Genomic DNA, 13,637 nt, shown 5'->3' with positions numbered 1-13,637 from the left:
AGCCGGCCGGGCCCGGACTACTTCGCGCCGAGCTTCAGCGCCCACGGAGAGCTGTACATCGCTACGGACGTGACGACCCCGGTGAGCTTGGACGACAGGTACGTGAGCTGGTAGGCCCCGGCAAGGGTGATCTGGAGCTGGTCCGGGGCGAATGCCTCCTGCGCTTTGACAAAAGCCTCGGCCGCGGTCTTCGGATCGGTCGCCGTGCGCGCCGCCTGCAGATTGGAGGTCACGGTGGGGTTGGAGTAATCCGTCCAGTTGAACACGCCACCCATTTCCGCGGGGAGCATGAACAACTGCGGATAGCCGAGCACGCCAGGAGTCTCCAAGTAGCCCGTGGTTGCGACGAAGTCGACCCCTGCCCTTGTAGAGGCGTCGAAGAACAGCGCTCCGAAGTCGGCGGGCTGACGCTCGTCGATGGTCACGGTCAGGCCGATCTGCTTGGCCGCCGACTGGATGATCGCGGCCGTCTGTGACAGCTCCTTCGATCCCGCCGGGATCGCCAGCACGAGCGGCTTGGAGGTGTCGACGCCGCTGGAGGCTACGAGCTTCTTGGCCGCGGCGATGTCCACCTTCTGCTCCGGGAGCGCGTCGTAGGCCTTCTGGTAGATATCTTTCGCGTCCATGTTGGCCCAGACGAAAGGGGGCACGATCGTCTTCTGGGGGTAGCCGTAGCCCTGGACGACGGTGTGGATGTAGTCCTTCCGGTCGATCGCGAGGCTGAGAGCCTGCCGGATCTTCGGGTTGGCCGCGGCGCTGGTGGACGAGGCGGGCCCGAAACTGTACGACGCGGTCGAAGGTCCGACAACGAGGCGGCCAGCGCCCTTTCCGCTGAGCGCGTCGCGCGATCCCGGCGGGACGTTGAACGCACCATCGATCTCGCCGCCGGTGAGCGCGGTGGTCAGGGTGGAGCCGTCGGTGACGAACACGAACGAGATGTTCTTCGTTTTCGCTGCACCGTCCCAATAGTGCGTGTTCGCGATCACGTCGATCTCGGAGCCGGGTTTCCAGGTGCCGAGCTCGTACGGGCCACTGCACATCAGGCCGGTGCCGGAGGTGCCGAGCGCGTCCCCTGCCTTGTCACCGAAAGCCTTGCTCATGACAGCGCCGCCAGCACCGCTGAGCGCGTCACGGAACGTCGTGTCGGGAGCGCTGAAGTGCACGCGCACGGTGTCGTCACCGGCGACTTCGATGTTCTGGATCAGTGCGAAGGACGCATACCACTGCGACTTCGGGTTGCGGTTTCGTTCGAGACTGTAGGCCACATCGGCGGCGGTCACCGGGGTGCCGTCCCAGAAGGTGACGCCGGAGCGGACCTTGATCTCGAAGGTGACGGGATCTGCCCAATCGGCCTTCTCAGCGACCCCGGCGGAGATCGAGAAGTCAGGGTTGAGCTTCAGCAGGTTGTCGCAGAGGTTCGGGGTGATCACATTCGCCGACGATGCGGGGTCGAGCGTCGCAGGCTCGCCCTCAACGACGGCCCACGTCACCTTGTTCACGGATTTCGTCGCTGCGGGAAGGGACGAGACGAGCGTGTCCGCGCCGACAGGCGGAGTGCTCGAATCGCCATTCGCCGTTCGCGGCGCGCAAGCGGTGATGACGAGCAAGGTGGCGGCGGTCATCATGACTGCCGTGGCGAGCCGCACGCTACGTGCGGATGGGGTGCGCTGCATGGTTCGGGGCCTCTCGGGTCTTCGGGCGGTCGTCATCGGCCGCCCGCGGGTTGCGCTTCGCTGCGCAGGGTGGTGTTTGCAGTGTTCGGGCAGAGGGGAGTCAGCGGACGACGAAGACCCTGATGCGGATCTGCTGGTCTTCGTCCCGAGCGAGGCCGAGGAACTGGTGCTCGGCGAGCCAGCGATGTGCGGGAGCGTCGGTCTGGAACACGGGCGCGGTGCGGAAGTACGGGCTGTCTGGGTTCTCGGTCTCCCGGTAGTAGCCGCGGTTCAGGATGTCGATTGTCGCGCCGTCGTCGGTGCGGAGAAGATACCGCGCCTCGAGCTGGAACGTATCGTCGCGCTGGACGGACCAGTCTCCGCCGCCGGCGAGGACCTCGCCGCGCAGCAGCGGGCCGTCCACGGTGCCCCCGGTGATCGGCGTGAAAGCGAGCCGCTCGTTCGCGCCGCGGCCCACGTGCAGGTCGGCCGCGACGTCGACGCGGATCTCGAAGGCGAACTCCAGCAGCGGTTCCCGCAGGGGGTCACGCTCGGTCGTCTGTGGCGGGTGCTCGGGGTTCGGGGTCATGCGAGCTCTCCTTGCAGGATCGAGACGGTGAGGCGAAGGCCGTCAGGCCCACCGAGGAAGACCGTCTGCAGGTTGCGCGCGGTCGCGCCGCCCTGCCACGGGTCGCCTCCGGTGCCGGTCTGGGGGATGAACTCCGGGTAGTCGCTGCTGGATACGTGCAGCCGGAGGCGATGCCCGGCGCGGAGTCGGTAGCCAGCCTGTCCCAGGTCGATCTCGAGATCCCCTGGGTCGTAGGCCTGCTGCAGCTGCCGCTGCCCCCGCGCGATCCGCAGGGCAGAGCCGTCGGGCCGGAGGTCCAGGAGCCGGAGGAACAGATCCATGACGGGACCATCCGAAGACACCCGGGCCCGAGCCGTGACCGGCCCGACAAGGTCGACGTCTTGCGTGACGGGGTCTGATGTGAAGACGATCACGTCGTCACGGTCACCGATCGGTGCCTCGTCGGGCAGCTCCCGCAAGAACGAGAACGCGTCTTCCGCGCTGGACGGCACCAGGTCGGCGGGGTCGTGGATCCACGTCTTGGTGCTCGGCGGCTCGTCCACGTTCGCCGCGATCCGCAGAGTGCCGTCTGCGATGGCGACCAGCGCGGTTTCGCGGACGCCTTGCGGCGGCCAGGTGTCGCTGACTCGTTGCTCGTGTGTTCCGGCAAGGTTCCAGCTCACTCGTGGGATCGAAGCGATGTCCCCATTGCCGCGTACGTAGATCTCGAAGAACGCCAGGGCGGGATCCAGCGTGCGCGGCAGCAGTGCACGCACCTGATCCTCGCTGCGCTCCGAGACTCGATCGCTGTCGGGCTCGAGCAGCTCGTGTCCCTCATGGTCGATGGACTCGATCCGGAGATGGTGGTGTGCGGCCCAGGCCGGGTGCTTCTCGACCTCGGCGACGTCGGCCCAGCTCAACGGCGCACAGTTGTCCCACCAGCCGATCGTGTGCAGAACCGGAACGGAACGTGCGGCGAACGGGGTGCCCTGGGGGAAGCGTGGCAGGAGCACGGGCCGGGGATACCACTGGTCATACGAGATCGAGCGCTCGCCCACCTCTGTGAGGAACTGCTCGACCTGCGTCGCGAATTCACGCCGACTCCAGTCAGGCTCCCACAGATACGTGTCGTTCCCGTGGAAATGGCTCACGGGATACAGGTACGTCACGGCCCACTCCACACCACCGGCGCGTTCGTCGGCTCGTCGGCGCACCGGCTCGCCGAGCAGCGTGCCCGTCACTCGGGGCGCGATGGCCTTGAGTGCCGGGTGACCGCTCGCGGCTGCCGCCCACTGGGTGTAGCCGTAGTAGCTGTCACCCCACATCGCAACACGACCATTGGACCACGGCTGACGCACGATCCAGTCGAGAGTGTCCTCCCCGTCACGCACCTCGTTGACGAACAGCAGCGCCTCACCTTCGGAACGGAACTTGCCCCGGACATCCTGTGCGACGACACGGTAGCCGTGCGCCATGAAGTACTCGGCCACGAGGTGGATGAACGCGTAGTCACCGCTCTTGTCGTAAGGCAGACGGATCAGGATCGCATCACCCGGCACCGCGTCGCCGCCTGGGACGTACACATCGGTCGCGAGCCGAACGCCATCACGCATGCTCACCTGCTCCGGTCGAGCGAGCGGGCTCACCGGTGCCGGTGCGATGCGAGTGAAACGAACCATGTCTCTCCTTCGGGACGAAGCGGTTGCGGACGTCGGCATGCAGCCTTCGGGTGGGTCGTCCGGAGCGATGCGCGGGCTGTGAGAGTGACGATATGAGCGAAATCTAACTTAGTCAAGTCCGACTAGACTAGAAACATCGGAATCATAGGGATATTCTGCGAAGGTCGATCTCCCGAAGGCGAAAGGACCCGCATGGCACGTCCGACCGTCGCCGCCGAGCGCCGCGACCAGATCATCGAAGCGACGATGCAGGCACTGGCACAGCACGGCGTTGCCGGCGCTTCGCTGGACCGCATCGCGGAGGCCGCCGGGATGTCTCGAGGGCACGTACGCCATTTCGTCGGCAACCGAGACCAGCTGCTCGCAGAGACCGCGAGGCATGTGTTCAGCGACGAGGACGGGCAGCCCACGATCCTCCCGCGAACAGTCGCGACTTTTCGCGGCGCCCTTGACTTCCTATTCGGCGAAGAATTCACAAGATCCGACGCGGAGAACGCTATCGTCCTCGGCTTCGTCGAGCTGTCACGGAAGCAACCAGCAATCGCTGAGATCCTCTCCGAAGCGTATGCGCGGACTCGTCAGCAACTTTCGGACCTCGCTGCGGAGGAGTTTCCAGATGCCGGGCCCGACCGCCGCGCGTCCGTGGCCGATGGGACGCTTTCCGCTGCGCTCGGAAACGTCTTCATGGGCGACTTCGACCCGGACGCCGGACGAACGATGCGGGTTCGATCGGCAGTCGAAGTCCTCGTGGCGACACTCCTCGTCATGTGAGCGCCGGGGAGCATCCGCCAGCAAGGCCGAATACATCGAATCCGTTCTTATGAATCCACCCAGACCGTGACCAAACCGTTGCATTCGTTACCCCGCCGTTATAGATTGATCGCACGGTGAAAGTTTGCTGTGGCTCTCATCGCATGTGATTGCAGGACACTCTTGGTGCAAGGGACAAAGGCCGGTCGGAAGCCTCTCCGACCGGCCTTTACTGCGCTCGCGCCCGACGTCCCCGCCGGCGGATATCCTGAGGCGATGAGCGACCGGAAGCTGGCCCTGGCCGCGTGGGAGACCCTCTTCCGCGCCCAGCACGAGATCTTCACCGAGATGTCGACCGACTTCGAGGGCGCCGAGCTCTCGGCGGCCGAATACGACGTGCTGCTCACCGTCACCCGCTGCGCGTCGCACACGGCACGCCTGCGCGAGGTCACGGCGAACATGCTGATCAGCCAGCCCAGTGTCTCGCGACTCGTCGATCGGATGGTCGCCCGCGGACTGCTCGAGAAGTGCCCGGATCCGGAGGACGGACGCGGATCCCTCGTGCACGCGACCGAGACGGGAAGGCGCGCCTTCCGCCAGCTGGCCACCGCGCACGGCCGTTCGATCGCCGAGCGCATGTCGACCCTGGACGACGAGGAACTGCGCACGCTGACGACGCTGGCGGAGAAGCTGCGCCGACGATGAATACGGACGGATCTATGAAAGTCGCCGTCGATCGCCTTCGTTCCGTCACAGTTGTCATTCTAGGAAAGTTCTCCACAACTTTCGTAGATATGTTTGAATGTCGAGGACGTGCGGCGTAGAATCGGGGCATGACCGGACATCTCCATCCCCTGCATGAGGCGCTGCAGCGTCTCGATGAGGTGTGGGGCGGAGCCGGCGACGCGGGTGAGCTCTCCCGCACGCAGCTGATGGCCGCGACGGAGGCGCTCGGGCTCCTGCATCGCCGGTCCGGAGCGATGATCGCCGAGGTCGCCGCCTGCGTGGCACACGAGTCCCGCACCGAACTGGGAGCGGACTCGCTCGCGAAGGAGCAAGGATTCCGCAACGCCGCGCAGCTGATCGCCACAACGACGGGTGCTACCGCCGGCGACGCGTCGCGGCTGGTCAAGGTCGGCGAGGCCACGGCCCCGCGCACCAACCTGATCGGGGAGCCCGTGCCGGCGAAGTATCCGGCGGCTCAGCGAGCCCTCTCCTCAGGCGCGCTGAGCGCTCAGGCGGCCGCAGTGATCATCGCTCTGCTCGACCGGGTACGCCTGAAGATCGGCGCGGCGCGGACCGCCGAGGCCGAGCGGCTGCTGGTGGACAAGGCGGCGGGCCTGTCGCACGACGACGTGCGTCGGCTGGTGACCCGCGCCGAGGCGTGGCTGGATCCGGACGGGGTCGCCCCGCGAGAGCAGGATCAGCGCGACCGCCAGTCGCTTCCATCTACGAGTGCGACGGGCACATCCATCTCGACGGCGACTTCGACGCCGCGCACGGCGCCCCCATCGTCGCTGCGGTGAACGGATACGTGTCGGCGCTGTTCGCCGCGCAGAAGAACCAGCTCGACCCGGACGCACCCGATGCCGACCATCGTTCCGTCGCCGCGCTGCGCGCCGAGGCGCTCAGCGAGCTTTGCGCGCACGCCCTCGGCTGCGAGAACGATGCGCCAGCTCTGGACCGTGGTGGTGCGCGTCGACCTGAAGGACCTCGCCGACGGCACCGGATACGCCACGATCGACGGATCCGACCTCCCGCTCAGCATCGGCGCCGCCCGGCAGCTCGCCGCCAGCGGCGGCGTCATCCCCTGCGTGCTCGGTACAGACAGCGAGATCCTCGACTACGGACGCCGGCTGCGGTTCTTCACCACCGCGCAGCGCCTCGCCCTCGCCGAACGCGACGGCGGCTGTGCGATGTGCGGACTGCCGCCGTCGATGACCCGCGCTCATCACATCCGCTGGTGGAGACGCGACGCCGGGCCTACGAACCTCGAGAACGGGATCCTGCTCTGCGAGAGCTGCCACCATCGCATACACGACAACGCCTGGGAGATCCGGATCGAGGGCAAGGGCAGGCGCAGTCGGGTCTGGTTCATCCCACCCCTGCACGTCGATCCCCTCCGCACGCCGCGGCTCGGGGGCAGAGCACGGTACGAGCTCGCGGCCTGAGATCGGGGCGGTACGCCAGAGTGCCACGGCGGGGGCGTGTGTTCGCCAGCGGCGGGGGCTGATCCTGACGCCCCAGAGTTCCTCGTGCGCGCATGGCTGCAGGATGCAGCGTCGCTCACGGCTGCTTCATAGCTTCTGGCATAGTCGTTCCTGACGCCCTCCTGACGGGCGACCGGAGAACACACACAGGAGTGCATATGGACCCCGCCGCCCTCGTCGGGTTGCTCATCATCATCGGGGCCGCGATCGTCGGCGTCGTCATCGTCCTTCTCGTCGTGCTGCTGCTCGCGCGCAGCTGGATCAAGGTCGCCCGCGCCGATGAGGCGCTGGTGATCTCGGGCCGCAAGCAGAAGGTGCAGCGCGCCACCCTGCTGCCCGACGGATCCACGAGCTCCGAGATGTCCGAGTCGCCGGTCACCGTCATCGTGAACGGCAAGTCGCTGGTCAACCCGATCACGCAGCGCCACGAGATCATCTCCCTGCGTTCGCGCCAGGTGCTGCTGAACGCCGAGGCGCAGTCGCTCGACAGCGTCACGCTGAACGTCGATGGCGTCGCGATCGTGAAGATCGGATCTGACCCCCTGTTCGTGCGCCGCGCCGCCGAGCGCTTCGCTTCTCAGGACAAGGCCATCGAGCAGTTCACCACCGAGCAGCTCGAGGGCGCCCTCCGCGGCATCGTCGCGACCCTCTCGGTCGTCGAGCTCATGCGCGAGCGCAAGAAGTTCTCCGATCAGATCGCCGCCGACGTCTCGCAGGAGCTCGCCGAGCAGGGCCTGATTCTCGACTCGTTCCAGATCAAGGGCATCACCGACAAGGTCGGCTACATCCAGTCGCTCGGCGCGCCGGAGATCCAGGCGAAGCGACAGGCCGCCGAGATCGCGCAGACGAACGCCGACCGCGCGATCAATCAGAAGCTCATCTCCAACCAGGAGGCGAACCTCGTCGAGCAGACCGCTCTCGACACCAACACCGCCAATGCCGCCGCCGGAGTCGGCCGGGCGCGCGCCGAGGCGGAGCAGGCGGAGCAGCTCGCCCGCGCGCAGGCCGAGCAGGCGGTCCTGCAGCAGCAGGCCGAGAACAAGCAGGCCCAGCTCGACGCCGACGTCAAGCGCGTCGCCGACGCCCAGCGCTACGAGGCGGAGACCCGCGCCCAGGCCGAGCTCTACACGCGCGAGCGCGCCGCCGAGGCCGCCGCGATCGAGCAGATCAAGCAGGCCGAGGCGTCCACCCGCATCGCCGAGCAGCAGGCGCAGTCCGACAAGGCCCGCGCCGACGGCGAGGCGGCCGCCGCGATCGCCAAGGCCACCGGTGAAGCCACGTCTCTGCGCGCGCAGGCCGATGCGCAGGCGGAGGCCCGCCGCGTGCGCGCCACCGCCGAAGCCGACGCGATCCGCGCCGAGGGCGAGGCGAAGGCCGCCGCCGTCGAGGCCGAGGCGAAGGCCATCGCGTCCAACCAGGAGGCGTTCCTCTCGCAGCGCGTGCTCGAGGTGCTGCCGTCGATCATGGCCGAGTTCGCCAAGGGCTACTCCACGATCGGCAATGTGTCGATCATCGGCGGGTCCGGTGACGACGGCGCATCCAGCGTCGTCGGCGGCGACAGTGCCAAGGCGCTGCGCAGCGTGTTCGACAGCGTGCACGCCGCGACCGGGCTCGATCTCGCCGGCATCATCCAGGGCCAGGCCGTGGGCCGCGGCTTCGGTGCCGGTCTCGCCCAGTCCGAGACGCACCACTCGGCCGCGCACGCGGGCGGCGCCGCAGTGAGGGCGACCGCGCCCGCCACGCGCGCGGCGAAGGAAGACGAGACCGCGGAGTAACGCCACTCCACGAACGGCGCTCGGATCCTTCGGGGTCCGGGCGCCGTGCTCGTTTCGCGGCAGACTGGACGGATGACCTCTGCGCCCTTCGACCTCGGTTCGATCGGCACGGGGCTGTCCTTCGCCGCGGCCCTCGACGAGGTCACCGCGGCGCTCGACGCCGGCACGGCTCTCGTCATCAGCGCACCGCCCGGAACCGGCAAGACCACGCTGATCCCGCCTCTGCTTGCCTCCCGCGCTCCGGGCCGCGTGATCGTCACCCAGCCGCGCCGCGTCGCGGCCAGGGCGGCGGCGCGCCGGCTCGCGCAGCTCGACGGCTCGCCACTCGGCACCCGGGTCGGCTTCACCGTGCGCGGTGAGCGCTCCGTGAGCCGCGACACCCGCGTCGAGTTCGTGACCGCGGGCGTGCTGCTGCGTCGCATGCTCGACGATCCCGGCCTCGACGGCGTGGATGCGGTCGTCATCGACGAGGTGCATGAACGCGCCCTCGAGACGGACCTCCTGATCGGACTGCTCGGCGAGGTGCGCGAACTGCGTGACGACCTGACCCTCGTCGCGATGTCGGCGACGCTCGACGCCGCGCGGATCGCCGCTGCGCTCGGAAGCGACACCGTGCCGGCGCAGATCGTCGAGCACACGGTCCCGGCGCATCCGCTCACCGAGCGCTGGGCGCCGAGCCCCGTCCCCCGGCTGGATGAGAGGGGCGTCACCTGGGGATTCCTCGATCACGTGGCGCGGACCGCGGCGTCCGCCGCCGGTGACCTCATCCGTGAGGACCCCACCGCCGACGTGCTGGTCTTCGCACCGGGGGCGCGCGAGGTCGCCGAGATCGCACGCCGCCTGCGTGACGACGGCCGAGAGTTCGACGTCCGCGAGCTGCACGGGCGGATCCCGGCGGCGGAGCAGGATGCGGTGATCCGCGGGCGCCGCGCATCCGACCCGCCGCGCATCATCGTCACCACCTCCCTTGCCGAGTCGTCGCTCACCGTGCCGGGCGTGCGCCTCGTGGTCGACAGCGGCCTGTCCCGGTTCCCGCAGCGCGACACGGCACGCGGCATGAGCGGACTGGTGACCGCCGCCGCCGCCCGCTCCTCCGCGGTGCAGCGCGCAGGACGCGCCACACGACAGGGCCCTGGCACGGTCATCCGCTGCCTCGACGAGCGCACCTTCGCGGCAGCGCCGGCCCGGCCGGCGCCCGAGATCGCGACCGCGGACCTCGCCGACGCCGCACTGCTCCTGGCCTGCTGGGGCGCACCGGGCGGCACGGGGCTGCGGCTGATCGATCCACTCCCCGCCGACTCCCTCGCCGAGGCCCAGCGCGTGCTGCACGATCTCGGCGCGACCGATGCCGACGGCCGCGCGACCGCCGAAGGACGGGTGCTGGCCCGGATCCCGGTCGACCCCCGCCTCGCCCGCGCCCTGATCGAGGGCAGCCGACTCGTGGGCGCCCGGCTGGCCGCAGAGGTCGTCGCCCTGCTCGGCGGGGACCTGCGCGTGCCCGATGCGGACGTCGCCGGCGCGATCGTCGCCCTGCGGAACGGCCGAGCACCGGACGCCCGCCGCTGGGCACAGGAGGCCGAACGGCTGCGGCGCTTCATCCCGCCCCCGTCCCGGTCACCGCAGTCGCCGCTGCCGCCGCAGCCGCCCGCCCAAGGCGGGGTCGGTGAGGCAGGACTCGTGATCGCCCTCGCGTTCCCCGCGCGCGTGGCGCGGCGGGTCGAACGCACCGCGGACGGAGCGACGTTCCTGCTGGCCTCCGGAACCCGTGCCGGCGTACGGCCGCCGCTCGCGGACGTGGAATGGCTCGCCGTCGCCGACGTCGCGCGCGCCTCCGGGCGGGTGGCGGGCGCATCAGGGGCCGTGATCCGGGCCGCCGCCGCGATCACAGAGACGCAGGTGGAGCGGGCCGCCGATCATCTGATCACGGACCAGGTCGAGGCGCAGTTCGTGAGCGGCAAGGTCGCCGCCCGGCGAGAGCGCCGGGTGGGCGCGATCGTGCGCTCATCCGTGCCGATCCGGCCGAGCGCACAGGAGGGCCATGACGCGGTGCGACGCGCCCTGCGAGCAGACGGTCTCGAGGTCTTCACCTGGTCCGAGGGCGCGGATCAGCTGCGCCGCCGGATGGCCCTGTTGCGGCACGCACTCGGATCCGGATGGCCTGACGTCTCCGACGACGCACTGACCGCGGCGCTTGACGACTGGCTCGGCCCCGAGATCGACGCTCTCGCATCGGGCACACCGACGGCGCGGATCGGCCTCGCCCCGGCGCTGCGCCGGCTGCTGCCGTGGCCCGCCGCCGCGGAGTTCGACACGCTCGCGCCGGAGCGTCTGGAAGTGCCGAGCGGATCCCGGATCCGGATCGAGTATCCGCCCCATGACGACGCGACGGCCCGCCCGGTGGTCGCGGTGAAGCTGCAGGAGTGCTTCGGCTGGGCCGAGACTCCGCGGCTGGCCGGAGGGCGCGTCCCCGTGCTCTTCCACCTGCTCTCCCCCGCCGGGCGCCCGCTGGCCGTCACCGACGATCTCGCGTCGTTCTGGTCGGGCCCGTACGCCCAGGTGCGCGCCGAGATGCGCGGGCGCTATCCGAAGCACCCCTGGCCGGAGGACCCCTGGCAGGCCGCGCCGACCCGGCACACGAAGAACCGGGCCGGGCGCGACCAGCCCGCGCGCGACTAGGAGGTGCGCCGGCGCAGCGTGAGCGGCGCGAGAACGAGGAACGCCACGGCGAAGCACGCCACGATCAGCACCGGACGCCACAAGTCCCAGTGACCGGTGCCCGCCGTCACCGCCTGGATCGCATCGATCGCGTGGCTGAGCGGCAGCCAGTCGGAGATGGCGTACAGCACATCGGGCATCTTGTCGCGCGGCATGAACAGCCCGCCCAGGATGATCTGCGGGAACACCAGCAGCGGCATGAACTGCACCGCCTGGAACTCGGTCTGTGCGAACGCGCTCGCGAGCAGTCCGAGCGAGGTGCCCAGCACGGCGTCCACGACCGCGACCAGACCGAGCTGCCAGAGGGGCCCGTCCACAGTGAGCCCGCAGACGTACACCGCGAATGCGACCGTGACGACGGCCTGCAGCACCGCCATCAGCCCGAACGCGAGCGCGTATCCCAGCACGAAGTCGGCCTTGCCGAGCGGAGTGGTCATGAGTCGCTCGAGCGTCCCCGACCGCCGTTCGCGCAGGGTCGTGATCGAGCTCACGAGGAACATCACGATGAACGGGAACAGCGCCAGGATCGCGCCGCCGAACTTGTCGAACACGCCGCTCGAGTCCGTGAAGAGCCAGGCGAACAGCCCGACCAGCAGGCTCGGCGCGATCACCATGAGTGCGATCGAGCGCGGGTCGTGCCGCAGCTGCGTGAGCACCCGGCCCGCCGTCGCGAACAGCCGGCGCGGATTCATGATGCCGCCGCCTCACGCTGCTGCCGGCGGGTATGCGGCTGCGCACCGCTCTCCGCGGCCTCGTCCCGGGCGATGAGCACGAGGAACGCCTGCTCCGGATCGGTCTTGCCGGTGTCCGCCAGCAGCTCGGCCGGCGTCGTGTCGGACACGATCCGCCCCTCGCGCATGAGCAGCAGCCGGTCGCAGCGCAGCGCCTCGTCCATCACGTGGCTCGAGACGACCATCGTCGTGCCGGCCTCGGCGATCCTGCGGAACAGATCCCACAGCTCCGAACGCAGCACGGGGTCCAGGCCCACGGTCGGCTCGTCGAGCACCACGAGCTCGGGCGACCCCAGCAGCGCCACCCCGAGCGACACCCGGTTCGCCTGCCCGCCGCTGAGCGCCGACACCTGCTGCCCGGCATACGGCGTCAGCCCGACCTGCTCCATGACGCGGTCGGCGTCGGCGTGGCCGACCCCGAGAACGGCGGCGAAGTAGCGCAGATTCTGCCGCACCGTGAGGTCGGAGTACACGGCGGCGCCCTGGGTGCCATAGGCGACGCGGTGGCGCAGGGCAGCGGATCCCGCGGGCAGCCCGAGCACCTCGACTTTCCCGGAGCGGATCCGCTGCACGCCCACGATCGCGCGCATGAGCGTCGTCTTGCCGCAGCCGGACGGGCCGAGCAGCCCCGTCACCTCGCCGCGGGGAATGGTCAGCGCGAGCCCGTCGAACACGTCGTGCCGGCCGCGCCGCACATGCAGCCCGTCGATCACCACCGCGTTATTCATCATGTGATGAATTATGGATCCGCGCAGATCGGGGGTCAAGGGGCCATGAGGTCGTTGAGCGACACTTCGACTCGCTGACGCTCGCCCAGCGCGGGTCTTCGCGAGACGAAACGGAGTGCCCTGGCGAGGTGCCGGTCCCTGAGGGCGCTCCGCGTCTCGGTCGCGCTGCGCGCGTCCTCGCTCAACGACCAGACAAGGCCGGGCGCGTCAATCGAACAGGTAGCGCTGGATCGTCGGTCCGATGCGCGCGACGAGCTCGTCGATCGGGGCGTCGGCGATCGGCTGCAGCCTCACCACGTACCGCGTCACGATCAGCCCGGCCATCTGAGAGGCGACGAGCGTGGCCCGCAGCGCGGCATCGGGCACCTCGAGAAGCGCCGTGATCCGGCCGATCAGCTCACGTGCGAGGAAGCCGACCAGCACGGGCGACATCGCCTTGGATCCGAGCGCGACGCGGATCATCGTCACCCCGCGGCGACGCACCTCGGGGCGCTCGAACGCCTCCAGCACGTAGCGCACCACCCGCTCGCCGACCTCGTCGCGCGGCCCCTGCACGATCGCCGGCACGTCCACGTCGGGTCGCAGCGGGATGCCGACGACCTCCGCGAACAGATCCGCCTTGGTGCCGAAGTAGTGGTGCACCAGTGCCGAGTCCACTTCCGCGCGGCCCGCGATCGCGCGGATCGTGGCGCCGTCGTAGCCGTTCTCGCCGAACTCGTGCTCGGCGGCGGCGACGATCCGGCCCCGGGATCCGGATTCGCCCCGCGGGCGTCCGCGGCGACGCGTCGTGCTCATCTGCTCACCCTACGACGGGTGCGCCCAGGGTGCG

12 protein-coding genes are annotated in these 13,637 nt (G+C 69.5%); 6 read left to right on the top strand and 6 right to left on the bottom strand.

Going from position 1 to position 13,637, the window contains the following annotated elements; translation table 11 throughout:
- Window positions 1–17 precede the first annotated feature (17 nt).
- The 3 genes from AB4078_RS00535 to AB4078_RS00525 all read right to left on the bottom strand — a co-directional run bounded on the left by AB4078_RS00535 (window position 18) and on the right by AB4078_RS00525 (window position 3,899).
- Window positions 18–1,499, bottom strand: coding sequence for an ABC transporter substrate-binding protein (locus AB4078_RS00535; RefSeq protein WP_441975533.1), 1,482 nt, complete (start codon window positions 1,497–1,499; stop codon window positions 18–20).
- Between the two features lie 274 nt (window positions 1,500–1,773).
- Window positions 1,774–2,241 (bottom strand): DUF3237 domain-containing protein, encoded by a 468-nt coding sequence (locus AB4078_RS00530; protein ID WP_441975532.1) that lies wholly within the window; start codon window positions 2,239–2,241, stop codon window positions 1,774–1,776.
- A complete protein-coding gene (locus AB4078_RS00525; RefSeq protein WP_441975531.1) occupies window positions 2,238–3,899 on the bottom strand; it encodes a CocE/NonD family hydrolase in 1,662 nt (553 codons plus the stop codon). Before AB4078_RS00525 ends, AB4078_RS00530 begins: the two co-directional genes overlap by 4 nt.
- A 192-nt stretch (window positions 3,900–4,091) precedes the next feature.
- Between AB4078_RS00525 and AB4078_RS00520 the strand changes: the two genes are divergently transcribed.
- The 6 genes from AB4078_RS00520 to hrpB all read left to right on the top strand — a co-directional run bounded on the left by AB4078_RS00520 (window position 4,092) and on the right by hrpB (window position 11,310).
- Window positions 4,092–4,670, top strand: a complete 579-nt coding sequence (locus tag AB4078_RS00520; RefSeq protein WP_441975530.1) for a TetR/AcrR family transcriptional regulator — start codon at window positions 4,092–4,094, stop codon at window positions 4,668–4,670.
- Window positions 4,671–4,925: 255 nt separating this feature from the next.
- Window positions 4,926–5,354: a MarR family winged helix-turn-helix transcriptional regulator gene (locus tag AB4078_RS00515; protein WP_441975529.1), complete on the top strand. Its 429-nt coding sequence runs from the start codon at window positions 4,926–4,928 to the stop codon at window positions 5,352–5,354.
- A gap of 128 nt (window positions 5,355–5,482) precedes the next feature.
- Window positions 5,483–6,175 carry a DUF222 domain-containing protein gene (locus AB4078_RS00510; protein ID WP_441975528.1) on the top strand — a complete coding sequence of 231 codons (693 nt, stop codon included), beginning with the start codon at window positions 5,483–5,485 and terminating at the stop codon, window positions 6,173–6,175.
- Window positions 6,176–6,316: 141 nt separating this feature from the next.
- Entirely contained in the window at window positions 6,317–6,820 is a 504-nt protein-coding gene (locus AB4078_RS00505; protein ID WP_441975527.1) for an HNH endonuclease, read from the top strand.
- Window positions 6,821–7,017: 197 nt separating this feature from the next.
- The gene (locus tag AB4078_RS00500) at window positions 7,018–8,634 is read left to right on the top strand and encodes a flotillin domain-containing protein (RefSeq protein WP_441975526.1); all 1,617 of its coding nucleotides are present in this window, start codon (window positions 7,018–7,020) and stop codon (window positions 8,632–8,634) included.
- 72 nt (window positions 8,635–8,706) lie between these two features.
- A complete protein-coding gene (gene hrpB, locus AB4078_RS00495; protein ID WP_441975525.1) occupies window positions 8,707–11,310 on the top strand; it encodes an ATP-dependent helicase HrpB in 2,604 nt (867 codons plus the stop codon).
- On the opposite strand, the gene AB4078_RS00490 is transcribed toward hrpB, so the two are convergent.
- The 3 genes from AB4078_RS00490 to AB4078_RS00480 form a co-directional block, all read right to left on the bottom strand.
- Window positions 11,307–12,041, bottom strand: a complete 735-nt coding sequence (locus AB4078_RS00490) for an ABC transporter permease (protein WP_441975524.1) — start codon at window positions 12,039–12,041, stop codon at window positions 11,307–11,309. The two genes, hrpB and AB4078_RS00490, sit on opposite strands and share 4 nt — an antisense overlap.
- On the bottom strand, window positions 12,038–12,811 hold the full coding sequence (locus AB4078_RS00485; RefSeq protein WP_440735066.1) for an ABC transporter ATP-binding protein: 774 nt from the start codon (window positions 12,809–12,811) through the stop codon (window positions 12,038–12,040). The genes AB4078_RS00490 and AB4078_RS00485 overlap by 4 nt, the downstream gene beginning before the upstream one ends.
- Before the next feature lie 204 nt (window positions 12,812–13,015).
- A complete protein-coding gene (locus tag AB4078_RS00480) occupies window positions 13,016–13,603 on the bottom strand; it encodes a TetR/AcrR family transcriptional regulator (RefSeq protein ID WP_441975523.1) in 588 nt (195 codons plus the stop codon).
- Window positions 13,604–13,637: the final 34 nt, after the last annotated feature.

It is taken from the genome of Microbacterium sp. 2MCAF23 (genome assembly GCF_052115565.1).
GTDB lineage: Bacteria > Actinomycetota > Actinomycetes > Actinomycetales > Microbacteriaceae > Microbacterium.
This window is presented reverse-complemented; position numbering and strand designations above follow the sequence as displayed.

Coding starts and splice junctions, on each gene's coding strand:
- AB4078_RS00530 (WP_441975532.1), bottom strand. CDS start 2,241: ATGACCCCGAACCCCGAGCACCCGCCACAGACGACCGAGCGTGACCCC.
- AB4078_RS00525 (WP_441975531.1), bottom strand. CDS start 3,899: ATGGTTCGTTTCACTCGCATCGCACCGGCACCGGTGAGCCCGCTCGCT.
- AB4078_RS00520 (WP_441975530.1), top strand. CDS start 4,092: ATGGCACGTCCGACCGTCGCCGCCGAGCGCCGCGACCAGATCATCGAA.
- AB4078_RS00515 (WP_441975529.1), top strand. CDS start 4,926: ATGAGCGACCGGAAGCTGGCCCTGGCCGCGTGGGAGACCCTCTTCCGC.
- AB4078_RS00510 (WP_441975528.1), top strand. CDS start 5,483: ATGACCGGACATCTCCATCCCCTGCATGAGGCGCTGCAGCGTCTCGAT.
- AB4078_RS00505 (WP_441975527.1), top strand. CDS start 6,317: ATGCGCCAGCTCTGGACCGTGGTGGTGCGCGTCGACCTGAAGGACCTC.
- AB4078_RS00500 (WP_441975526.1), top strand. CDS start 7,018: ATGGACCCCGCCGCCCTCGTCGGGTTGCTCATCATCATCGGGGCCGCG.
- hrpB (WP_441975525.1), top strand. CDS start 8,707: ATGACCTCTGCGCCCTTCGACCTCGGTTCGATCGGCACGGGGCTGTCC.
- AB4078_RS00490 (WP_441975524.1), bottom strand. CDS start 12,041: ATGAATCCGCGCCGGCTGTTCGCGACGGCGGGCCGGGTGCTCACGCAG.
- AB4078_RS00485 (WP_440735066.1), bottom strand. CDS start 12,811: ATGATGAATAACGCGGTGGTGATCGACGGGCTGCATGTGCGGCGCGGC.
- AB4078_RS00480 (WP_441975523.1), bottom strand. CDS start 13,603: ATGAGCACGACGCGTCGCCGCGGACGCCCGCGGGGCGAATCCGGATCC.